18 protein-coding genes are annotated in these 22,962 nt (G+C 63.0%); 3 read left to right on the top strand and 15 right to left on the bottom strand.

Annotated features, from left to right (window positions below):
* Positions 1 to 39 precede the first annotated feature (39 nt).
* Entirely contained in the window at positions 40 to 858 is an 819-nt protein-coding gene (locus KUV45_RS09270) for an NRDE family protein (RefSeq protein WP_222162800.1), read from the top strand.
* A 60-nt stretch (positions 859 to 918) separates the two neighbouring features.
* On the opposite strand, the gene ptsP is transcribed toward KUV45_RS09270, so the two are convergent.
* Entirely contained in the window at positions 919 to 3,180 is a 2,262-nt protein-coding gene (gene ptsP, locus KUV45_RS09265) for a phosphoenolpyruvate--protein phosphotransferase (RefSeq protein WP_206941114.1), read from the bottom strand.
* Positions 3,181 to 3,295: 115 nt separating this feature from the next.
* Positions 3,296 to 3,787, bottom strand: coding sequence for an RNA pyrophosphohydrolase (locus KUV45_RS09260; RefSeq protein WP_206941116.1), 492 nt, complete (start codon positions 3,785 to 3,787; stop codon positions 3,296 to 3,298).
* 222 nt (positions 3,788 to 4,009) lie between these two features.
* Between KUV45_RS09260 and KUV45_RS09255 the strand changes: the two genes are divergently transcribed.
* On the top strand, positions 4,010 to 4,666 hold the full coding sequence (locus KUV45_RS09255; RefSeq protein WP_206941118.1) for an HAD family phosphatase: 657 nt from the start codon (positions 4,010 to 4,012) through the stop codon (positions 4,664 to 4,666).
* A gap of 215 nt (positions 4,667 to 4,881) precedes the next feature.
* Here KUV45_RS09255 and KUV45_RS09250 read toward each other — a convergent pair whose 3' ends face one another.
* The 10 genes from KUV45_RS09250 to yrfG form a co-directional block, all read right to left on the bottom strand.
* A complete protein-coding gene (locus KUV45_RS09250) occupies positions 4,882 to 5,856 on the bottom strand; it encodes a malate dehydrogenase (RefSeq protein ID WP_206941120.1) in 975 nt (324 codons plus the stop codon).
* A 275-nt stretch (positions 5,857 to 6,131) separates the two neighbouring features.
* Positions 6,132 to 6,614 (bottom strand): sigma D regulator, encoded by a 483-nt coding sequence (gene rsd / locus KUV45_RS09245; protein WP_206941122.1) that lies wholly within the window; start codon positions 6,612 to 6,614, stop codon positions 6,132 to 6,134.
* A gap of 176 nt (positions 6,615 to 6,790) precedes the next feature.
* Positions 6,791 to 7,315, bottom strand: coding sequence for a disulfide bond formation protein B (locus tag KUV45_RS09240; RefSeq protein ID WP_222162799.1), 525 nt, complete (start codon positions 7,313 to 7,315; stop codon positions 6,791 to 6,793).
* On the bottom strand, positions 7,312 to 8,958 hold the full coding sequence (gshA, locus tag KUV45_RS09235) for a glutamate--cysteine ligase (RefSeq protein ID WP_374107027.1): 1,647 nt from the start codon (positions 8,956 to 8,958) through the stop codon (positions 7,312 to 7,314). Before gshA ends, KUV45_RS09240 begins: the two co-directional genes overlap by 4 nt.
* A gap of 109 nt (positions 8,959 to 9,067) precedes the next feature.
* A complete protein-coding gene (locus KUV45_RS09230; protein WP_222162797.1) occupies positions 9,068 to 11,434 on the bottom strand; it encodes a Tex family protein in 2,367 nt (788 codons plus the stop codon).
* Between the two features lie 191 nt (positions 11,435 to 11,625).
* Positions 11,626 to 12,123: a peptide-methionine (R)-S-oxide reductase MsrB gene (msrB, locus tag KUV45_RS09225; RefSeq protein WP_222162796.1), complete on the bottom strand. Its 498-nt coding sequence runs from the start codon at positions 12,121 to 12,123 to the stop codon at positions 11,626 to 11,628.
* A 193-nt stretch (positions 12,124 to 12,316) separates the two neighbouring features.
* Entirely contained in the window at positions 12,317 to 13,873 is a 1,557-nt protein-coding gene (locus KUV45_RS09220) for a phosphoenolpyruvate carboxykinase (RefSeq protein WP_206941133.1), read from the bottom strand.
* 316 nt (positions 13,874 to 14,189) lie between these two features.
* On the bottom strand, positions 14,190 to 15,065 hold the full coding sequence (hslO, locus tag KUV45_RS09215; protein WP_206941135.1) for an Hsp33 family molecular chaperone HslO: 876 nt from the start codon (positions 15,063 to 15,065) through the stop codon (positions 14,190 to 14,192).
* 99 nt (positions 15,066 to 15,164) lie between these two features.
* Entirely contained in the window at positions 15,165 to 15,551 is a 387-nt protein-coding gene (locus tag KUV45_RS09210) for an RNA-binding S4 domain-containing protein (RefSeq protein WP_222162795.1), read from the bottom strand.
* Positions 15,544 to 16,218 (bottom strand): GMP/IMP nucleotidase, encoded by a 675-nt coding sequence (gene yrfG / locus KUV45_RS09205; protein ID WP_222162794.1) that lies wholly within the window; start codon positions 16,216 to 16,218, stop codon positions 15,544 to 15,546. The genes KUV45_RS09210 and yrfG overlap by 8 nt, the downstream gene beginning before the upstream one ends.
* A 220-nt stretch (positions 16,219 to 16,438) precedes the next feature.
* Here yrfG and nudE point away from each other — a divergent pair, with 220 nt between their 5' ends.
* Positions 16,439 to 17,023 carry an ADP compounds hydrolase NudE gene (nudE, locus tag KUV45_RS09200; protein ID WP_222162793.1) on the top strand — a complete coding sequence of 195 codons (585 nt, stop codon included), beginning with the start codon at positions 16,439 to 16,441 and terminating at the stop codon, positions 17,021 to 17,023.
* An 18-nt stretch (positions 17,024 to 17,041) separates the two neighbouring features.
* Here nudE and KUV45_RS09195 read toward each other — a convergent pair whose 3' ends face one another.
* The 3 genes from KUV45_RS09195 to lon form a co-directional block, all read right to left on the bottom strand.
* Entirely contained in the window at positions 17,042 to 18,133 is a 1,092-nt protein-coding gene (locus KUV45_RS09195) for an oxidoreductase (protein ID WP_206941144.1), read from the bottom strand.
* 248 nt (positions 18,134 to 18,381) lie between these two features.
* The gene (gene ilvD / locus KUV45_RS09190) at positions 18,382 to 20,229 is read right to left on the bottom strand and encodes a dihydroxy-acid dehydratase (RefSeq protein ID WP_206941146.1); all 1,848 of its coding nucleotides are present in this window, start codon (positions 20,227 to 20,229) and stop codon (positions 18,382 to 18,384) included.
* Positions 20,230 to 20,501: 272 nt separating this feature from the next.
* A complete protein-coding gene (lon, locus tag KUV45_RS09185; protein ID WP_222162792.1) occupies positions 20,502 to 22,949 on the bottom strand; it encodes an endopeptidase La in 2,448 nt (815 codons plus the stop codon).
* Between the last annotated feature and the right edge of the window lie 13 nt (positions 22,950 to 22,962).

Raw genomic sequence — 22,962 nt, 5'->3', positions numbered from 1 at the left:
CGGATTCCCATCGGCGACATATGCCGCTACCCTGCATTGATGTGTCTTATCGCCCTGCACCACGCCCCAGCTGACAGCGTCCCCGATAGCCGGCACGCTGTTGTTCTCATCGCCAATCGCGATGAGCTACACGCTCGCCCGACCGCCCCGCTGGCGGCCTGGGACGACGCTCCCGGTCTGGTCGCAGGACGTGACCTGGAGGCCGGAGGCACCTGGCTTGGGGTGCACCGCCGCGGGCGCTTTGCCGCCATCACCAACGTCCGCGACCCCGACTTTATCCCCGAGCCTCCGGTGGCGAGCCGCGGCCTACTGGTGCGACAAGCACTGGAAACCGACGACCTAGAACACTGGCTGCACCGTCAACAGTGCGACCATGCCCTGGCATATGCCGGTTTCAACCTGCTGGTCGGTGATGGGGAACATCTCTGGCATCTGCGCCGGGATCGTCATGGCGCCACCCTTGACCGGGTCACGCCAGGCACCCATGGGCTGTCCAATGCGTCACTGGATACGCCATGGCCAAAACTCGAGAAAGTGACGCAGGCCCTGACTGACGATGTCATCCACCAACGGGTCGGGACACTTCCTCAGGCCCGTCGAGGGTTCAGTGACCAGCGGCGCCCGGAGGACGAGCGACTGCCCGACACCGGCGTCGGGCTCGACCTTGAGCGCTTCCTGTCACCTGCCTTTATCGTTGGCGATGACTACGGCACCAGGGCGACCACCAGCGTGGTGCTCGTGCGGGGCGATGTGAACAACGGCGTCGATGAGCACTTTGTCATCCACGAACAACGTTTTGGCCCTGGTGGCAGCTTCCTCGGGGAAACGCGGCTGACATTGCCCATCAGCCGCCGCTAACCCAGCGCAAGCCAGCAGGTACCCGGCACTGCGCCTAAGTATCTCGATCCCGTGGCGGCCTCAATCCCGTGGCGGCAGCAGATGGGCCAGCTGCCAATCTTCCATTCGCTGCGTCAGGTGGGCACGCACCTGGGCCGGGGTATCCAAGGCCAGCGTCTGCGTGACCAGCTCTGCCGCGTCCTGACGGGTCACGCGACGGATGGCAGCACGCACCCTGGGCAGGTTCGGGCCGTTCATGGACAGCACCCTGAATCCCATTCCCATCAGCAGCAGTGCTCCCGCAGGATCACCGGCCAACTCGCCGCACACCGACGTTGGCACACCCAGCTCGTCACTTTCTGCTGCCAGACGATACAGTGCCGACAGCACCGCCGGATGGCAGGAGTCATAGAGGTCCGCCACGCGTGGATTGTTGCGATCCACCGCCAGCAGGTACTGGGTCAGGTCGTTGCTGCCCACCGAGAAGAAGTCGACCCGAGCTGCCAGTGCCTTGAGCTGATACAGGGTCGCCGGCACTTCCAGCATCACCCCCAGGCGCGGACGACGCACATCGACGCCTTCTTCGCCCAGCTCGACGATGGCGCGCTCGATCAACCTCAGGGTGTCGTCCACCTCGTTGACGTTGGTCACCATCGGCAGCAGCAGCTCCAGGTTGTCGAGGCCTTGTGAGGCTCTCAACATGGCCCGCAGCTGCACCATCAACACTTCGGGGTGATCCAGGGTCACGCGGATACCGCGCCAGCCCAGGAACGGATTGGCTTCCTCGATCGGGAAATAGGGCAGATCCTTGTCGCCACCGATGTCCAGCGTGCGCATGACCACGGGCAGAGGGGAAAAGCTCTCCAACTGCTCGCGGTAGAGGCGTGTCTGTTCCTGTTCGCCGGGGAAGCGCTCGGTGATCATGAAAGGCACTTCCGTGCGATACAGCCCCACCCCGCCGATGCGCGTCTTCAATGACGCCACGGTATCGACCGTCAGGCCGGTGTTGACCATCAGGGTCATGGCATGGGCATCCGGCGTCACGCTGGGCAGGTCCTGCTCGTGCTCGAGCATGGCCGCCAGGGCCTTCTCCTCGTTGATCAGGCTCTGGTAATGGGCCACCAGCTCCGGCCCGGGCCGCACGAACACACGCCCGCGGTGGCCGTCCATGACAAGTGGGGCACCGTCCAGGCGAGGCAGCGGCAGGTCGACCATCCCCGACACCAGCGGAATGCCCATTGCACGGGCAATGATGGCCACATGGGAGTTGCTGGAACCCCGCACCGAAATCAACCCACCGAGGCGCTCCCGCGGGACCTCGCCCAGCAGGGCAACGCTGATCTCGTCACCGATAAGAATGGCGCCCTTGGGATAGTGCTCCGGCAGGCGTGGGGATTCCTCCTGGAGGTGCGCCAGCACGCGCCGCCCCAGGTCACGCACATCCGCCGCGCGCTCCCGCAGGTAGTCGTCATCCACGCGCTCCAGGTACTGCACGTGACGGCGGACCACGTCGGCCAGCGCCCCGGGCGCCCATTGCCCCTCGCGGATGCGCTTTTCGACTTCCTGGGATAACGCCGCCTCTCCCAGCATCTGCTGGTACACATCGAACAGCGCCAGCTCCTGGGTAGAGATACGATTGGCGAGGCGCTCGCCGGCCGCGCGAATCTCGTCACGCACCCGCGCGATGGCCTCCTTGAGGCGAGCGATCTCGTACTCCACATCGGTGGGAATCAGGTCAGGCACGCTATCCAGATCCGCCGGGGGTGACAGCACCACCGCTTCACCGATGGCCATTCCCGGGGATGCCGCCACCCCGACAAAGGTTGCCTGGACACCGGGAAAGGCCGGACAGGTCAGACCACCGGTGGCCAGCGCATGGGCCAGCACACCCGCCAGCTGAGCGCCCATGGTGACCAGAAAGGCCTCATCGGATTCGTCATAGCGTCGTCGTTCGGTCTGCTGCACCACCAGTACGCCGAGCATGCGCCGCTGGTGAATGATGGGAACGCCAAGGAAACTGGAGTAGCGCTCTTCGCCGGTGGCCTCGAAATAGCGGAAGCTGGGATGCGCCTGGGCATCTTCCAGGTTGAGAGGCTCTTCCCTGCGTGCAACGGTACCCACCAGCCCCTCGCCCACCGGAAGCGCCACCTGGCCCACGGCCTGGGTACGCAGGCCGATGGTCTCCATCAGGACCAGGGCTTCACGTTCGCTGTCGTAGAGATAGAACGAGCAGACATCGGTCTGCATCGCCTTGCGCGTGCGCCGAACGAGGGTCGCCAGCGCAGCGTCCAGGCTGCGCGCGCTGTTGACCTCTTGAATGATGCGTTGAAGGACCTTGAGCATGAAAGGCCTCACCCCTGTTCTTGTACTGGTCCGGTCAAGGGGCGACCGAACAATGATTGGGGACCATCTTGCCAGGTCAGCGGGCTCGCCGGACAAGATCGCCACACGCGCCGGATCATCCTTTCTCCAGCACCAGGCTCTGGGCACGGGGTAACAGTTCCCGTAACGCCCTGCGGTAGACCTCCCTCTTGAACGGCACTACCTGTCCTAGCGGATACCAGTAGCTGACCCAACGCCAGCCGTCGAACTCCGGCTTGGCGGTGCCATCTACACAGATGCGGTTTTCCTGACAGCGGATACGCAACAGGAACCACTTCTGCTTCTGTCCAATGCACACTGGGCGCGAGTGTGTGCGAACCATGCGTCGCGGCAGGCGGTAGCGCAGCCACCCCCTGGTGCAGGCCAGAATCTCCACGTCCTCGGCGGTCAGGCCGATCTCTTCATGAAGCTCTCTGAACAAGGCCTGCTGTGGCGTCTCATCAGACTTGATGCCTCCCTGGGGAAATTGCCACGCGTTCTGCCCTACCCGACGCGCCCAAAGCAGCTGCCCCAGGTCGTTGACGATGATGATGCCAACGTTGGGGCGAAAGCCGTCTGCGTCGATCACGGGCTTCACCTTTTTAATCGGTATTGACTGCATTCTTCCACAATGGCTTGAAGCGCATCAATACGACATCTCGAACCCCTGGCGACCTTCTGACATAATCGCCCCTTTTGCGGCCTCCCCGAACCACACGGCCATGGGTCCCTTGAGCGCTATCGTCGCGGGCGGATCCACCCACAATGCCGGGGCAGGAGGCCATGTCACGCATGCGCTGGGAGACACCGAGTGAGTCTGGCGATCTTCGATTTGGATAATACCCTGCTGTCGATCGACAGCGATCATGCCTGGGGCGAGTTTTTGCTCGAACAGGGCGCCGTGGACCCGGTGGCTTACCGCGAGGCAAATGATCGCTTCAAGGCGGACTACGATGCCGGACGCCTGGACATGATGGCGTTTCTCGAGGTGGCACTGAAGCCACTGGCGGACAATTCCATGGAGCAGCTGGCCGCCTGGCACCAGCAGTTCATGGTCAGCAAGATCGAGCCCAACATCCTGCCCCTGGCGGAGGAGCTGATCGCCCGTCATCGCACCCGCGGTGACACTCTGTTGATCATCACCGCCACCAATCGCTTCATCACGGCTCCCATCGCCGAGCGCCTTGGCATCGACGAGCTGATCGCCGTCGAGCCAGAAATCCAGGATGGCCGCTACACCGGTCGGGTCAGCGGCACGCCCAGCTTTCAGCAAGGCAAGGTCACCCGGTTGCAGCAGTGGCTCGATACCCGCGACGACACCCTGGACGGTGCCTGGTTCTACAGCGACTCCCACAATGACCTGCCGCTGCTGGAAATGATCGACCATCCTGTGGCGGTGGACCCGGACCCGGCCCTGCGCGAAGTCGCCGAGGCCCGCGGCTGGAAGATCATCAGCCTGAGAGACTGAACCGACCGGGCCTTTATCTCAGGGGGGCTGTCTCAGGAGCCCTGTGTCAGGGCCCCTGTCTCCGCCCCCTGCCGCTCTGGTTCCTGGTTTCTGGTTTCCGCCGACAGGCACGCCCTTCAGGCAAAAAAAAGCCCCATCGCGATGCGATGGGGCTTTTGCGTATCAGACAGTGCATCCAAGACAGTGCATGGCTGACGGGCACCGCCTGGGGCTGATCAGCCCAGCAGGTGCTCGACAGCAGCGCGCTCCTCGCGCAGCTCGTCTTCGGTAGCCTTCATCTTGCCACGGCTGAACTCGTCGACTTCCAGACCCTGGACGATCTCGTACTTGCCGTCCTTGCACACCACCGGGTAGGAATACATGATGCCCGGCTCGACGCCGTAGCTGCCGTCAGCGGGGATACCCATGCTGACGATGCCGTCGCTGCCCAGCGCCCAGTCGCGCATGTGGTCGATGGCGGCAGACGCTGCAGAGGCAGCAGAAGACGCGCCACGGGCCTTGATGATGGCCGCACCGCGCTGCTGTACGGTGGGGATGAAGTCGTTCTCGTACCAGTCACGCTCGACCAGATCGAATGCCGGCTTGCCATCCACCTTGCAGTGGGACAGGTCGGGATACTGAGTGGCGCTGTGGTTGCCCCACACGATCATGCTGTCGACGTCGGTGACGTGCTTGCCCGCTTTCTGGGCCAGCTGGGTCTTGGCACGGTTGTGGTCAAGACGCATCATCGCGGTGAACTGACCCGGATCGAGGTCCGGTGCGTTGCAGGATGCGATCAGTGCGTTGGTGTTGGCCGGGTTGCCCACCACCAGCACGCGGATGTCACGGCTGGCGCTGTCATTGATGGCCTTGCCCTGGGCCGAGAAGATGGCCGCGTTGGCTTCGAGCAGATCCTTGCGCTCCATGCCCGGTCCGCGCGGACGAGCGCCGACCAGCAGAGCAAAATCAGCGTCCTTGAAGGCCACGTTGGCATCGTCGGTGGCAACGATGTCCTGAACCAGCGGGAAGGCACAGTCATTGAGTTCCATCACGACGCCATTCAGCGCTTCCATGGCCGGAGTGATCTCGAGCAGCTGCAGGATGACCGGCTGATCCGGGCCGAGCATGTCGCCGGCGGCAATACGGAAAGCGAGAGAGTAGCTGATCTGACCGGCGGCGCCGGTGATGGCAATACGGACGGGGTCTTTCATTTTGGCTCCTTGGGATTGTCGCCGTGGAAGGCCCGGGATCGACAGGGACATCTCTCGGCCGTCACCGGCGGCAAAGGCTGCTGACGGTCACTGCGGTAGATGCCCTGACTGCCCAGGCGGCGTTCAGGACGCGGAAAATCTTATGCCTGCAGTGCACAAAACTCAATCGACCCGGTACGAATGGACCACAAACACCCCGACTTGACCGGCAGCATGACGCCGCCAATGGCAGCGGGGCGTGACCGGCGGCCACGCCATGGCCACGCTTCATGGGGTCAGGAAACACCCTCGGCAGGCGCGTGAGCGTCGTGCAGGCGCGATATCAACTGATCTTCCAGGCCAAAGCGCTCGGATAGGCCCTTCTTCAGGCGCTCGAGCCAGGCCGGCAGGCGCGGCAGGAACCGCTGACAGCGCACCGGGGTAGAGTAATCCTCGTCAAACGACAGCACCAGTTCGGTGGACATTTCGAGCCGTTCCAGCAGACGATCCGCGAGATTGAGGGCAGCGGTGTCATCGAAGGCACGGGCCTCTTCCCGCAGCTGCGGATAGACCTCGAAATGCCCCGCGCTGATGTAGTCCATCAACGTCTCGCTGAAACTGTCGATACGCTCCTTGGTGATGGTCTCGAGATCTGCATCACAGGACTGTTCGAGCTCGCTCAGCACCTCCAGCAGATGCTCGCGCTGCTCAAGCCAGCGATCGATCAGCTGATGGACTCCTCCCCAGCGTTCGCTGGCAGACTTACAATCTTCCAACATGGCGGCCTCCCTAGCGCTGCCTCACCACGAAAATGCGCGGATCAACAGACTCACTCCAGAAGACCGCCCTGTCAACGCATGCATGCCAAGTACCTGATTGGCCGTTGCCGATTCCCCCTGCTCGGCACAACAGCGCCGCTCAACTTCTCCTCAAGGGGACCGGGCGACGAGCGCTGTCAACCGTTCCAGCGATAGCCGGTAGAGCTTCTGCGAAGGGTCGTCAGCATGGCAATCGGCACCACCAGCAATACGACAAAGCCGATCAGCGTCCAACCGGGCAGCGACAAGCCCAGCAGCCGCCCACCCACTTCAGCGCACTCACCAGAACCGGTCAGGACCATGGACACCACCTGGGAAAGCGGCAGGATCTCCACCATGTAATCGAGGCCAGGCCCACAGCTGGGCACCTGATCAGCGGGCAACGATTGCAGCCACAGATGGCGCATGGCCAGCCCCGCCCCCGACAGTACCGCGATGGCCGCCACGATGCTGTAGACAGCCCCAGCAAGACGCCCCTCGGGCCCATGCAGCGCAGCAATGGCAAACACGACCCCCGCCGCGATGACCGCCACTCGCTGGAACACACACAGCGGACACGGCTCGAGTCCCACCACGTGCTCCAGCACCAGCGCTACCGCCATCATCATCACGCAGAACCCCAGCCCCACAAGGCTCCACTGCCGCAGACTCCATTCGCTCATTTAAGACGTTCTCCAGTCGGTGGCGTCATGTCCATCGGGGTCAGGGCACGGGTTTCTCGAGCCCGTGCAAAGTAATCTTCCAGAAAATCGGCAAAGGCCGTGCTGTCGTCCGCCTCGATGTCACGCTGCTGCTGATGCGAGGTCTCGACCAGCTCGTCCAGCATTCCCTGGCGCGAGCGATTGAGCGGTGTGCTCGCCAGCGTCTCGGCCTGCTCTCGAGCGATCGCCAGCATGGCATCGACGAACTCCTCGCCGGTCTCTTCCAGACGGGACAGCAGACGCGCTGACGGCGTCAGCGAAGGGTCGTCAATGCGCGGCGCAAAGGCATCGACGGCATCCAGGTGAGGACTGCCCTCCTCCAGCTGGTCGAGCAGCCTGGCGACCTCACGCATGTCGGCGATGATCCCATGGCTCCACTCGGCCATTTCTCGGACCTGCCCTCGGTCATTGAGTTCAAGTCCCGGCTTGCGCCCCTGCTCCACCACCAGACGACGATTGTCGTCCAGGTGATCGCACTCCTCATCTGAAATCCACGGGCTGTCCGACAGCAGGCACCAGACCAGGAAGGTATCGAGGAAGCGCGTCTGCTGCGCATCGATTCCCAGGGTCGCGAAGGGATCGATATCCAGGCAGCGCACCTCGATGTACTCGACGCCCCTGGCCTCGAGCGCCTGGCTCGGGGTTTCGTCGTGGCGCGTCACCCGCTTGGGCCGAATATCGCTGTAATACTCGTTTTCGATCTGCAGGATATTGGCGTTCAGCTGGTTCCAGCGTTCCCCGTCACGGACACCAAGGGCGGCGTAGTCTGGCCAGGCGGTGGAGATCGCGTGACGCAGCGTGTTGACGTAGTTCGACAGCGAGTTGAAGCAGATCTTCAGCTGATCCTGGACCTTGTTCTGATAGCCCAGATCCGACATCCGCAGGCTGGTGGCATAGCGCGATACCAGGGTGTTCTCACCCAGTCGCTCTAGACCTTTCGGCACGCTGCCATCGGGCAGGAAACTGGTATCGAGCGCCGGCGAGGCCCCAAACAGGTACAGCAGCAACCAGCTATGGCGGCGGAAATTACGAATCAGACCGAAATAGCGCGCCGAACGGTACTCGCCCATCGACATGGCTTCCTGCTCGTCCAGCGTCTTGAGCAGAGTCCACAGGTCATCCGGCAGGGACACATTGTAGTGAATCCCGGCGATCGACTGCATGATGCGTCCATAGCGGGCGTCCAAGCCACGCCGGTAGACGTGCTTCATGGTGCCGACATTGGACGTGCCGTAGTCAGCGATCGGCACGCTGTCATTGCCTTCCAGCCGGGACGGCATGCTGGCAGGCCAGATCCACTCCCCATCGAGCTGGCGATAGGTATAGCGATGGAGGTCGGCCAGAAATTCCAGGGCCTCATCCGGACGGCTATAGACCGGCGTGATGTACTCCAGCAGCGATTCGGAGTAGTCCGTGGTGATATGCGGATGGGTCAGTTTCGAACCCAGCGCCCGTGGGTGAAAGGTCGCCGCGATACGACCGCGGTCATCGACCCTTAGCCCCTCTTTTTCGATGCCTCGGCGCAGACGGCCGAAGCGTCGCGCAGCCGCGGGGCCGCGCAGTCGTTCGAGGAGCGAGGAAAGCTGAGTGGACAAGGTGAACACCCCGTGTCATGGAAGGGCCCGGGGGCCTGCTTCGTGTGGCGGCGACGGCAGCGGGCGCTACTGCGCCCGCCCTTGTGGTCGCCAGATTATGGCGATCCGTCGACAGGATTCAAGAACGCCCCTGCTTGGCCTTGAGCAAGGCGGCCCCCAGTGCGCCCATCGGCGCAGCGGAAGCGTCCTCCTTGCCGCCACCGTTGCCCCGCTGGCGGCGCCCCTGTCCAGGGTGGCTCTTGCCACCGCCTTCGCGACGACGAGGTGCCTGCCTGGAGTCGCCTGCCTCGGCGTCCGGGGTGTCATCCAAACGCATCGACAGTCCAATGCGAGCGCGCGGCAGGTCGACGTTCATCACCTTGACCTTGACGATATCCCCGGCCTTGACCACGCTGCGGGGATCTTCGACGAAGCGGTCGGACAGTGCCGAAATGTGCACAAGGCCGTCCTGATGGACGCCGATGTCGACAAAGGCCCCGAAGTGGGTGACGTTGGTCACGGTGCCTTCCAGCACCATGCCTGGCTCCAGATCCTTCAGCGTTTCGACGCCTTCACGGAACTGCGCCGCACGAAACTCCGGACGCGGGTCGCGACCCGGCTTGTCGAGTTCCGAGATGATGTCGCTGACGGTGGGCACACCGAAGCGCTCATCGGCGTAGTCGGCGGGTTTCAGCGACTTCAGCGTCGTGCTGTCACCGATCAGTCCAGCCACCTCTCGACCACTGCCAGCGGCAATGCGTTCGACCAGCGGATAGGCTTCCGGGTGAACCGCGCTGGCATCCAGCGGGTTGCTGCCGTTCATGATGCGCAGAAAGCCGGCACACTGCTCGAAGGTCTTGGGCCCCAGCCGGGACACGTCCAGCAGGTCGCGACGATCGCGGAAGACACCCTTGGCATTTCGCTGCAGCACGATGTTCTCGGCCAGCCCCGGATTGAGGCCCGCCACCCGTGACAGCAGCGCCGACGACGCGGTATTGAGGTCCACCCCGACCGCGTTGACACAGTCTTCGATAACCGCTTCCAGACTGCGGGACAGCTGCACCTGGGACACGTCATGCTGGTACTGGCCGACACCGATGGATTTCGGCTCAATCTTGACCAGTTCCGCCAGCGGATCCTGCAGACGACGGGCAATCGACACCGCACCACGAATGGTCACATCGAGATCCGGCAGCTCTCGGGCGGCATATTCCGACGCGGAATAGACCGAAGCCCCGGCCTCGGACACCATCACCTTGGACAGGCCAGGATCCTTCATCGCCTTCAGCAGGTCGCCGGCCAGGCGGTCGGTCTCCCGGCTGGCGGTGCCATTGCCTACCGCGATCAACGCCACATCGTGCTTCTTGACCAGCTTTGCCAGTTCGGCCAGAGAGGCGTCCCACTGATTGCGCGGTGCGTGAGGGAAGATGGTCGCCTGCTCGAGGAACTGCCCCGTCGCATCGACCACCGCCACCTTGCAGCCGGTACGCAGACCCGGGTCGATGGCCAGGGTCGACTTGGGCCCCGCCGGCGCGGCCAGCAGCAGGTCCTTCAGGTTGGCGGCAAAGACATCGATGGCCTCGCCTTCGGCACGTTCGCGCAGGCGCCCCATCAGCTCTGTCTCGAGGTGGGTATACAGCTTCACTCGCCACGTCCAGCGCACGACTTCGGCAAGCCAGCGATCCGCCTTGCGGCCCTCATCGGTGATGCTGACATGCTTGGCGATGGCTACCTGCGCAGGATGCACCGGTGCCTCGTCCTCTCCTGGCAAGCGCAAGGACAGCGCCAGCACGCCCTCGTTGCGGCCGCGGAACATGGCCAGGGCCCGGTGAGAAGGCACCTTGGCCAGAGCTTCATCATGCTCGAAGTAATCGGAGAACTTCGCGCCTTCCTGCTCCTTGCCGGCAATCACCCTGCTGGACAGCTCGCCTTCGCTCCACAGGCGCTCACGCAGGCGACCCACCAGTTCCGGGTCCTCGGCAAAGCGCTCCATCAGGATCTGCTTGGCGCCATCCAGGGCTGCCTTGGCATCCTCGATGGCGGGCGTCTCGCCTTCCGCCGGACGCAGGTAGGCCTGAGCCTCGTGCTCGGGGTCCAGGGTAGGATCCGCCAGCAGGGCGTCAGCCAGTGGCTCAAGGCCAGCCTCACGGGCAATCTGGGCCTTGGTCCGACGCTTCTTGCGATAGGGAAGGTACAAATCTTCCAGGCGCTGCTTGGTGTCGGCCGAGCGAATGCTGGCGGCCAGCGCGTCGGTCAGCTTGCCCTGCTCGTCGATGGCGGCGAGCACCGCTTCCCGGCGCTCCTCGAGCTCACGCAGGTAACCTAGCCGTTCTTCCAGCGTGCGCAGCTGAGTGTCGTCCAGTCCGCCGGTGACTTCCTTGCGGTAACGTGCGATGAAAGGCACCGTCGCGCCGCCATCCAGCAGCTCGACGGTAGCAGAGATCTGAGATGCCTTGACCGCGAGCTCTTCGGCCAGGCGGGCAATGATCTTGGCGTTAGCGTCCATGAAATCCTTGGCAATACGACGTCAATGATCCCGCCAAGGTATCACAAAGCGACTGTCGACGCCGCCGCTACCCACTGCCGAGGATCAAGGACAGAAACCCTGATGAAACGGGCGCCGGGGCATGCCGCCAATGGCTATCCGGTACACCCCGGCAGCCTCCCTGGCATGCGCCCAGTCGCCTCGATGGGAGGTCAGGCGGGCACGAACTTCAGCGCGACGCCATTGTTGCACCAGCGCAGACCGGTAGGATCCGGGCCGTCCTCAAAGACGTGACCATGATGACTACCACAGCGGGCACAGTGATATTCGGTGCGCGGCCAGAGAATCTTGTAGTCCGCGCTGGTCAGCAAATGCCCCTGCACATGGTCAAAGAAGCTTGGCCAGCCGGTACCGGAGTCATACTTCATCGCGCTGGTGAACAGCAGCAGGTCGCAGCCGGCACAGCGGAATTCTCCCTCACGCTTCTCATTGTCCAGAGGGCTTGAGCCTGCAGGTTCAGTGCCCTCCTCGCGCATCACGTCATATTGTGCCGGCGTCAGGCGCTCGCGCCATTCGTCCTCGCTCAGCTCCAGCGGCTCGATATCCGGGCTACGCGTCAAATCCAGCTCAGGGCGAGCGTTAGCCACGGCTGGCACCATACTGGCCAGGCCGCCAAGCCCGATAAGCGCCAAGAAGTTGCGTCGTTTCATTGTGCTGTCTCCTGCGTCAGGGTCGCTGCTCAGTCGCACCGATATCACTCGACCTTACAGCCGCACGGTCATGCCGTTGTCATTATCGACTCACAAAAAAAGGAGAAGGCCTTCGCCTTCTCCTCTCTCGACCGCGCCGCTTACCCAAGGTTCCTCTCTGGCAAGGTTCCTGCTGGCTGCGCCGGTGCAGCGTCTAGACCAGGCTCGGCCCGGCCTTGACGATGGCGTCGCTGACGCCGTCGAACTTCTTGAAGTTCTCGACAAACTTGGCCGCCAGCTCGTCGCGCTTGCGGTCGTAGGCCGCGAGGTCTTCCCAGGTCTGACGGGGATCCAGCAGACGCGACTCGACGCCGGGCACCGCCGTGGGTACAGACAGGTTGAGGCCGTCGATCTGGCGAGTTTCGACGTCGCGCAGTACGCCGGATTGAATGGCGTGGATGATGGCGCGTGTCGTGGGAATGGAGAAGCGCGAACCGCCTTCACCATAGGCACCACCGGTCCAGCCGGTGTTGACCAGGTAGACCTGGGCATCCTTCTCTTCGACGCGCTTGATCAGCAGGTCGGCATACTCGCGCGCAGGGCGCGGGAAGAACGGCGCACCGAAGCAGGTGGAGAACGTCGCCTCAAGGCCGCTGGAAGAGCCCATTTCAGTCGACCCTACCTTGGCGGTATAGCCGGACAGGAAGTGATAGGCAGCAGCTTCCTTGGACAGCACGGATACCGGCGGCAGGACGCCGCTCATGTCGCAGGTCAGGAAGACGATGGCGCTTGGCTCGCCGGCACGGTTTTCCGCCACACGCTTTTCCACGTGCTCCAGCGGATACGCCGCCCGGGAATTCTGGGTCAGGCTGTCGTCGGCGTAGTTGGGCTCACGACGGTCGTTGAGCACCACGTTTTCCAGCACGGTGCCGAACTTGATGGCATTCCAGATGACCGGCTCATTCTTCTCAGACAGGTCGATGCACTTGGCGTAGCACCCACCTTCAAAGTTGAACACGGTACCTACGCCCCAACCATGCTCGTCGTCACCGATCAGGAAACGCCCCGGATCCGCCGACAGGGTGGTCTTGCCGGTGCCGGACAGACCGAAGAACAACGTGGTCTCACCGTCCTCGCCAACGTTGGCGCTGCAGTGCATCGGCAGCACGTCGAGCTCGGGCAGCAGGAAGTTCTGCACCGAGAACATGGCCTTCTTCATTTCACCGGCGTAACGCATGCCGGCGATCAACACCCGGCGCTTGGCGAAGTTGATGATCACGCAGCCGTCGGAGTTGGTGCCGTCACGGCTTGGGTCACACACAAAGTGCGGTGCGTTGAGAATGGCCCACTCGTCCTTGCGCGAAGGGTTATAGGCCTCGGGACGCACGAACATGGTACGGCCGAACAGGTTGTGCCATGCCGTCTCCGTGGTCACCCGCACCGGCAGGTAGTGAGTCGGGTCGCTGCCCACGTGCAGCTCGCTGACGTAGCTGTCCTGCTCACCCAGATAGCCTTCCACTCGCGTCCACAGGGCATCGAAGCGCTCGGCGTCGAAGGGACGGTTGACGTTGCCCCAGTCGATCTTGGCGCTGGTGGACGGCTCATCGACGATAAAGCGGTCCTTGGGCGAGCGACCAGTGCGTTCGCCGGTCTTGACCACGAGGGCTCCGTGGGAGGCCAGACGGCCTTCGCCATTGGCCACCGCGCGCTCGATGAGTTCGGCAGTACTGAGGTTGACGTGAACGACGGGAGACTGCTGGGTGGTGGTCATAGGATTCCTGGGCCTTCGGCTTCTCTCTCGTGGACTGGCACCGCCTGGTCAGAGGAGCGATGCGTTGGATCCGGCGCGTCGGCTACGCGGTTAAACCGTCTTCTGCGATGACGTGGCATCGTCCGAGCAACGACACGGGCAGGATCGGCGGCGATTATGACAAAAAACTTCAGCGCAGGAAATGCCCATTTTTCAAGACGTTATTGTAGTTTAACTACAACATCATGAAGCTTTTCGGGCATTTCCTGTCATTTGACTACACGCCCTGTTCCGCTACGAGCAGCCGTGCCCGGTGCCGCCCCCCAAGGCCACAGCCTCAGTGCACCGTGGCAGTATCCGCGTCGGGATTCTCCAGCAGCGACTCCACATCGGCAGCAGTGAACACGTAGCGGGTGTGACAGAAGTGACATTGGGTCTCGATGTCGCCCTGCTCCGCGACGACGTGTCGCAACTCGTCTTCCCCGAGGGACAGCAGCCCCCCGGCAATACGTGCCCTTGAGCAGGTACAGCCGAAGCGCAACGCCTTGGCGTCGAAGACGCGCAGAGATTCCTCATGGAACAGCCGTGTCAGCAGCGTCGATGCCTCCAGGGACAGCAGTTCCTCGTCCTTGAGCGTTTCGCCCAGATGGCAGGCGCGATCCCAGGCGTCATCATCCTGATTCAATGATTCATCGGGCAACCGCTGCAGCAGCATACCGCCGGCGTTGACCCCGTCCGCTGCCAGCCACAGACGGGTAGGCAGCTGCTCCGACTGGGTGAAGTAGGCTTCCAGGCATCCCGCCAGGCTGGCGTGCTCAATGCCGACGATGCCCTGATAGCGGCGCCCCTCACGAGGGTCCAGGGTGATCACGATCTGGCCGTCGCCTACCAGCGAACGAAAGCCCTCCTGGTCTCCAGGCAGGGCCGCCCCCTCTGCCAGGCGAGCGATGGCCCGAAGCTCACCACCGGGGTTGGACTCGGCCATGAGCAGGGAAACGTCACCGCTGCCACGCACTTCGATGGTCATGGTGCCGTCGAGCTTGACGGTGTCGGTCAGCAGCGCGACGGCAGCCAGCAGCTCGCCGAGCTGACGATTGATGGCAGCGGGATACTCGTGCCGTGCCAGTACATCGGCGTAAGCCTGTTCCAGGCGAGTCACCTCGCCGCGCACATTGGTGTTATCGATGATGAATCGCTGAATCTGATCAATCATGTAAAGCGTCTCGGTAGGCGCGCCTCACAGGACGCGCTTAGAAAAAGAAGGATGGACCGTGCGTTCGGACATTTCGAGCTGACGCTCGACGGGGCAGGCTCAGGACCCGCCTTCGCGCTGAAAGCGCTTGATGTCTCTGCGGGCGCGTTTGTCCGGCCGCTTGTGGGGATGCTGAAAGACCTCGTTGGCCTGGCGGCGCTGCTCGGCCTCGCGCTCTCTGCGCTCACAGCTCTGCTCGGTCTCCTGATACAACAGCCTGGCCTCGGGTGCGCCACGACGCTGCTCACTGACCTGAACCACCTCGACCTCCCAGACATCCCACCCCTGGGGCGCACGAATGCGCATCCCGGGACTCACCAGCTTGCTGGTCTTGGCCTTGGCCCCATCGACTTCCACCTTGCCGCCCTCAATGGCCTTCTTGGCCAGCGCGCGGGTCTTGAAGAAGCGTGCCGCCCACAGCCATTTGTCGAGTCGAACGCTATCCACGAGAAACGCCTCCCGGGACCTCAGGCATGATCTCGGCAAAACGACCAAGCGCCACGAAATCCTTGAGCGTCTTCTCGGGCCGGCGGCTGTCCGGCTGACGAATCCCCAGCAGATGACGGATGCCGTACTCACGTGCACTTTCCAACACGTGAGCGTTGTCGTCGATGAACAGCGTGCGTTGACGGTCGAAGGGTTCGATCTCGTTCAGCGCATGCCAGAAGGCTTGCTCTTCCTTGGGTTCGCCAATATCGGCAGACGACACGATGGCATCAAGATACTCGTCGAGGCCGGTCAGCGGCAGCTTGAGCGCCAGACTCTCGCGGTCTGCATTGGTGGCCAGCACCACCCGCGGGTGGGCACTCTTGAGCCAGCCAAGAAAATCCAGCGCATCGCCACGCAGGCCGATAAGATGCTGTACCTCTCGCTTGAGCGCGACGATATCCACATCAAGCTCGCGACTCCAGTAAGACAGGCTGTACCAGTTGAGCGTGCCCTGCTCGCGGATAATGCGCTCGCGCACGACGTCCTGAGTCGCTTCATCCAGCTTATGCAGTTCCACATAACGACGCGGCAGGTGCTCGAGCCAGAAATGGCTGTCGAAATGCAGGTCCAGCAGGGTGCCGTCCATATCCAGCAATACGGTATCGATGGTGTCCCAATCGATCATTACGTCTCTCCAGCTCGTGTGCCGCCCGGTTGCCGTGACCCGGTCGATACCGCCAGGCAAAAGGCTTCCCGGAAGACCGTCAGCGTAACGTGTTAGTGTACCTCAAAGGCATTCGGGCTCGCATGCGCTCCGGCGCAGGCCGGACCCTGTGGCCAAGGCCAGGACGATCGACTCGGCCAGCACGAGAGCCCCCGCCTTCCCATTGACGCCAGGAGAAGCCATGGAAGACCGTACCCGGGAGAAACCCCACATTCTGTCGCGCAAGACCGTCGCCGAAAGCCGCCTGTTTCGCGTGGAGGAGCTCGACCTGCGCTTTTCCAATGGCGCCGAACGACGCTTCGAACGACTGCTGGGTAATGGACAGGGGATTGGCGCGGTGATGATCGTGGCCATGCCCGACCCTGAACATGTCCTGCTGATTCGCGAGTACGCTGCAGGGTTCGAGGACTACGTGCTGACCCTGCCCAAGGGCGTCGTCGACCCAGGTGAGGACATCGTCACCGCGGCCAATCGGGAGCTGATGGAGGAGTGCGGCGTCGGCGCGAGACGCATCGAACCGCTGATCGAGCTGTCACTGTCACCCAACTACATGCGACAGCGCATCCAGGTCATGCTGGCCAGCGACCTCTACCCCCAGCGCCTCGAGGGAGACGAACCGGAGCCGCTGATCGTCGAAACCCATGCCCTGGACAGTCTTCCCGCCCTGCTGGCCCGGGAAGACTTCCATGAGGCGCGTGCCATCGCCGCACTCTACATTGCACGGGACCGGCTGCGCGGCGATCAGCCTGACAACCGGCTCTGGTGAACGCTGCTGGAGGCAACCTCAGCGCCTGGCGTGCAGACGCCTCAAGTTGCTGTTGCCCTCTTTCAGACGTACCCAGCGCCCTTGACGATAGCTGTCGAGCCCCGCCTCAAGCAGCGTCATGACATCCACCGCCTGCTCTCCGGTGACGGGGGGCGGGTCGCCATGCAGCAGGGTCTGAGCAATGCCGGCGTAGAAAGCAGGGTAGTTGCCGGGCACCGACGGACAGGATTCGCTGATCAACTCAGGTTCCTCGGCACTGCCGCGGTTCAGCGTCAGCTGACCCGGAGAGTCGTCGACACCCCAGTTGTCGCTTGGCGCCATCCCCTGCTTCAGCCAGCCCTCCTGGGGATCCAGCCCGTAGACCGAATAGCTGCCCTCGGTGCCGTGCACCACGAAGCGCGGGCTCGCCTCGGCCACCAGGGAGCTGGCCTGCAGCGTCACCCTCAAGCGGTCGTACTCGAGCAGCGCAAGAAAGTCATCATCGACCTCTGCACCCTCTCGCGCCGTCGCCAGCTCCAGCAGGATCGCACGAGGCATTCCGAACAGCTCCCTGGCCTGGTCCAGCAGGTGGGGGCCAAGGTCGTACCAGATGCCGCCTCCCGGCTTGTGATGATCGCGCCAGCGGTTGGACACCGCCGGGCGATAGCGATCAAAGCGGGACGTGAACGACGTCACCCGCCCAAGCCGTCCTTCCTCCAGCAACTGACGCACCGTCAGAAAGTCACAGTCCCAGCGACGATTGTGAAAGACACTGAGCAGAAGTTCCGACCGGTCGGCCTGGGCCCGCAGCTGACGCGCTTCAGAAGCTGAAACGGTCACAGGCTTGTCCACTACCACGTGCTTGCCAGCCGCCAGCGCCGCCTTGGCCATGGCGTAATGCTGTTCATTGGGCGTCGCAATCACCACCAGGTCCACGTGGCGCACATCGAGCAACTCGCTGAGCTTGCCATGCACCGTGACATCCGGCAGGTCGTTCAACACCTTGGACGCATCGGAGCTCACCACCGCCGTCAACTCAAGTCCAGGCGCAGCCTGGATCAAGGGCGCATGGAACGTCCGTGACGCCATCCCGTACCCCACCAGCCCCACGTTAAGCGTCTGTGTCTTCATGTTCGGCCCCTGTGCCCGCGTTGCGCCCGTCTTGTCGAGGGCTTTATTGATCCGTCGATATCTATTGCTCCCAGCATGACCAAATCCTCGGAATTAATCGAGTTCCAGCACTCACGCTAGCCCCCGGGCGAACGCAGGACGCCGGTCGCCACCCTCCGAGGCAGCCCACTGGGGTAGAAGGCTCAGTAACGTTGAAGGCCGGCATCAGCCGGCCTTCGATCACCTCGAATACTTGCCAGCGGTCTGGATCAGGCGTCCAGCTTCTCGAGGTCGCGAACCGCGCCCTTGTCGGCCGACGTCGCCAGCAGCGCGTAGGCCTTGAGTGCCGGTGTCACCTTGCGCAGTCGCGTGATACGAGGCGTCCAGGCCTCCTTGCCACGCTCATCCTGACGCTGGCGGCGGGCGGCAAGCTCCGCATCATCCAGCAGCACGTTGATGGTACGGCTGGGAATATCGATGCGGATCAAATCGCCATTTTCGACCAGACCGATCGCGCCACCTGCCGCCGCTTCTGGCGATACGTGGCCGATCGACAGTCCCGAAGTGCCCCCTGAGAAGCGGCCGTCCGTCAGCAAGGCACAGGCCTTGCCCAGCCCCTTGGACTTCAGGTACGAGGTCGGATACAGCATTTCCTGCATGCCGGGACCGCCCTTGGGTCCTTCGTAGCGGATGACCACGACGTCGCCTTCCTTCACTTCACCGCCAAGGATGTGCTCGACCGCCTGATCCTGGGACTCCACGACGTGGGCCGGCCCTTCAAAGACCAGAATGCTGTCGTCGACACCGGCAGTCTTCACCACACAGCCGCTTTCGGCGATGTTTCCGTGCAGCACGGCCAGACCGCCTTCCTTGGAGAAGGCATGGGCGTAGTCACGAATACAACCGGTAGCGCGGTCGCCATCGAGACTCGGCCAGCGCGCGCTCTGGGAGAATGCCGTCTGGGTCGGGATGCCGCCGGGCCCGGCCTTGAAGAAGTTGACCACTTCCGCCGAGGGATTGCGCATGATGTCCCACTCGTCCAGTGCCTCGAGCAGGCTGTCGCCATACACGGTGGGCACGGACGTATCGAGCACGCCAGCCCGGTCAAGCTCGCCGAGAATCGCCATGATACCGCCGGCACGATGGACGTCTTCGATGTGGTACTTCTGGGTGTTGGGCGCCACCTTGCACAACTGGGGCACTTCACGGCTCAGACGATCGATATCCGGCATGTTGAAGTCGACGCCTGCTTCCTGGGCCGCGGCCAGCAGGTGCAGAATGGTGTTGGTCGAGCCGCCCATGGCGATGTCCAGGGTCATGGCATTCTTGAACGCCGCCTTGGAGCCGATGGCGCGGGGCAGCAGGTGCGCCTCGTCACCTTCGTAATAGCGCTTGGCCAATTCCACGATGCGCTCGCCCGCGGTCTCGAACAGACGACGGCGATCCGCGTGGGTTGCCAGCACCGTACCGTTGCCGGGCAGCGCAAGACCTAGCGCTTCTGTCAGGCAGTTCATGGAGTTGGCGGTGAACATGCCGGAGCAGCTGCCGCAGGTGGGGCAGGCGCTGCGCTCGACCTCGTTCAGGGTTTCCTCGTCCACCGAGTCGTCGGCGGCCATGACCATGGCATCGACCAGGTCGAGACCGTGATCCAGCAGCTTGGTCTTGCCGGCTTCCATCGGACCGCCGGAAACAAAGATCACCGGGATGTTGAGGCGCATGGCGGCCATCAGCATTCCCGGGGTGATCTTGTCGCAGTTGGAGATGCACACCAGCGCATCGGCGCAGTGGGCATTGACCATATACTCGACACTGTCTGCGATCAGGTCACGGCTGGGCAGTGAATACAGCATGCCGTCGTGGCCCATGGCGATGCCATCATCCACGGCGATGGTGTTGAATTCCTTGGCCACGCCGCCGGCTTTCTCGATCTCGCGGGCGACCAGCTGCCCCATGTCCTTGAGGTGTACGTGGCCCGGGACGAACTGGGTGAACGAATTGGCCACAGCGATGATCGGCTTGTGAAAGTCGTCATCCTTCATGCCGGTGGCGCGCCACAGGGCGCGGGCGCCGGCCATGTTGCGACCGGCGGTAGTGGTTCGGGAGCGATACTCTGGCATGGAATCCTCGTCATTTTTTGTCCACCTGTGGGGCCCTTGGCCGCCAGGCGGTGTCTCGTGTCCAGACCATCGATTCTGTCACGCCGGGGCAGCACTGGAAAGCCTTGCGCGGATACAACGCGTCGCCCCCGGCAAGACACCGGGGGCGAGTAGACATGCTGGAAGCAGCAAAGTGATTGACGTGCCGTTGATCGTCCTCGACACCGGACAAGCGCTGGCTACGAAGGCGCTGGGGCCTGTCAGACAGAGCCCCAGCGTCCTCGCTCAGTCCATCAACCGAACACGACCTTGGCCACGTCCTGATAGCGGCCGGCAAAGTGTACGGTCATGCCCTCCTTCAGATAGTCGGGCAGCTCGTCATAATCACGCCGATTGGCCTCGGGCAGAATGACTTCGAAGATCTCGCTGCGTCGAGCGGCGATGACCTTCTCCCGAATACCCCCCACCGGTAGCACCTGCCCCGTCAGGGTCAGTTCACCGGTCATCGCCAGATTGCGGTCAATCGGCTGCTGGCGGGCCAGCGACAGCAGCGCGGTAGTCATGGTCACCCCAGCCGAGGGACCATCCTTCGGGGTCGCCCCCTCGGGCACGTGCATGTGCACGAAGCTGGCGTCAAAGAATCCGGCATCCGCACCGTATTCGCTCAGGTGCCCCTGCACGTAGCTGTAGGCAATGTTGGCGGACTCCTTCATCACGTCCCCAAGCTGGCCGGTCAGCTTGAAGCCGCGATCCAGCCCATGCACCTTGCCCGCTTCGATGGATAGAGTGGCGCCGCCCATGGACGTCCAGGCCAGTCCCGTCACAACGCCCTGCCCCTTCATCACCTTTTCCTTACGGAACAGCGGCGCACCGAGAAATTCCTCCAGGTTCTTGAGCGATACCTTGACGGTTTCCTGGTCATTCTCGAGCAGCTTTACCGCAGCCTTGCGCACAATGCGGTGAAGCTGCTTCTCCAGCTGGCGTACTCCCGCTTCACGGGCATAGCCCTCGACCACCTGGCGCAGCGCCGCCGCTGTCAGGTTGATGCGCTTCTTCGGGATGTTGTCCCGCTTCAGCAGCTTGGGCCACAGATGATGGCGGGCAATCGCCTGCTTTTCCTCAGCGATATAGCCAGACAGCCGAATCTGCTCCATCCGGTCCAGCAGCGCCGGCGGAATCGAATCCAGCGTATTCGCGGTGCACACGAACAGCACCTTGGACAGGTCGAGGCGCACGTCCAGATAGTGATCGAGGAAGTCGACGTTCTGCTCAGGGTCCAGCACCTCCAGCAGTGCCGAGGCAGGGTCACCCTGGAACGACTGACCCATCTTGTCGATCTCGTCGAGCATGATCACCGGGTTCTCGACCTCGACCTCCTTGAGTGCCTGTACCAGCTTGCCCGGCATGGCCCCCACGTAGGTCCGGCGATGGCCCTTGATCTCGGCCTCGTCACGCATCCCGCCGACCGAGAAGCGGTAGAACTCGCGACCGAGTGCCTCGGCGATGGAGCGCCCGATAGAGGTCTTGCCGACCCCGGGTGGGCCGACCAGCAGCACGATAGAGCCCCCGACATCGCCCTTGAACGTACCTTCGGCAAGAAACTCCACGATCCGCTCTTTCACGTCGGTCAGTCCGTCATGATCGCGGTCGAGGACCTTGCGGGCATGGGCCAGATCAAGCTGATCCTGGCTCTGCTGGCCCCAGGGCATGGCCGTCAGCCAGTCCAGATAGTTGCGCGTGGTGCCGTACTCGGGGGAGCCGGTTTCCAGCACCGACAGCTTGCCCAGTTCGTCATCGATACGCTCTTGAACCCGCTCCGGCACCTCGCGCCCTTCCAGGCGAGCCCGGAAGGTATCCACATCGTTCTCGCGATCGTCCTTGGAGATGCCCAGCTCGCGCTGGATCACCTTCAACTGCTCACGCAGGAAGAACTCACGCTGACGCTCCTGCATCTGGGCGTTGACCTGCTCACTGATCTCGCTCTGCAGTTGCGCGACTTCAATCTCCTTGCGCAACAGCGGCAGCACTTTTTGCATGCGCGGAACCACTGGCAGCGTCGCCAGCACGTCCTGCAGCTCCCCCCCCTGCGCCGAGGTGATGGCCGCCGCAAAGTCCGTCAGCGGTCCAGGCTCGTGGGGGCTGAAGCGATTGAGATAGTGCTTGAGCTCTTCGCCGTAGAGGGGATTGATCGGCAGCAGCTCCTTGATGCCATTGATCAATGCCATGGCGTAGGCACGGGTCTCGTCGTCCTCGGTATCCACCGGCTCGCGGGGATACGACACCTCGACCAGAAATGGCGGCTTGCGCGACAGCCAGCGCTCGATCTTGAAGCGCCGGACGCCCTGGGCGATGAACTGGATCTGCTGATCCTCACCCTGCAGCTTGTGCGCTTTCACCGCCGTGCCGATGGTAGGGAAGTCTTCGGAGGACAGCTCTTCCACGCCCGCTTCCCCGACAAACGCAAGGCCTACGGTGTCGTGGGGGGTATTGGCCACCCTCTCGATGGTCTCGGACCAGCGCTCGCGGTTGATCACCAACGGCTGAACCTGGGCCGGAAAGAAGGGACGATTATGGATCGGCAGCAGGTACAACCGCTCCGGCAGACTCGCACTGGCAGGAATCACCGCATGGCTTTCAAGCTGGGACTGACTGTCATCGTCATCGTTCTGACCGTCGTCAGCAGCACCGCCAAGGGGAATCCAGTCCAGCTCATCAGACCGGGAATCACGATCATCGCTCATGGTCACCTCATCC

Origin of the sequence: Halomonas sp. DP3Y7-2 (assembly GCF_019800795.1) — a bacterium.
Lineage (GTDB): Bacteria > Pseudomonadota > Gammaproteobacteria > Pseudomonadales > Halomonadaceae > Halomonas > Halomonas litopenaei_A.
Note: the sequence above shows the minus strand (reverse complement) of the source record. Positions and strands in the feature narration are given on the sequence as shown.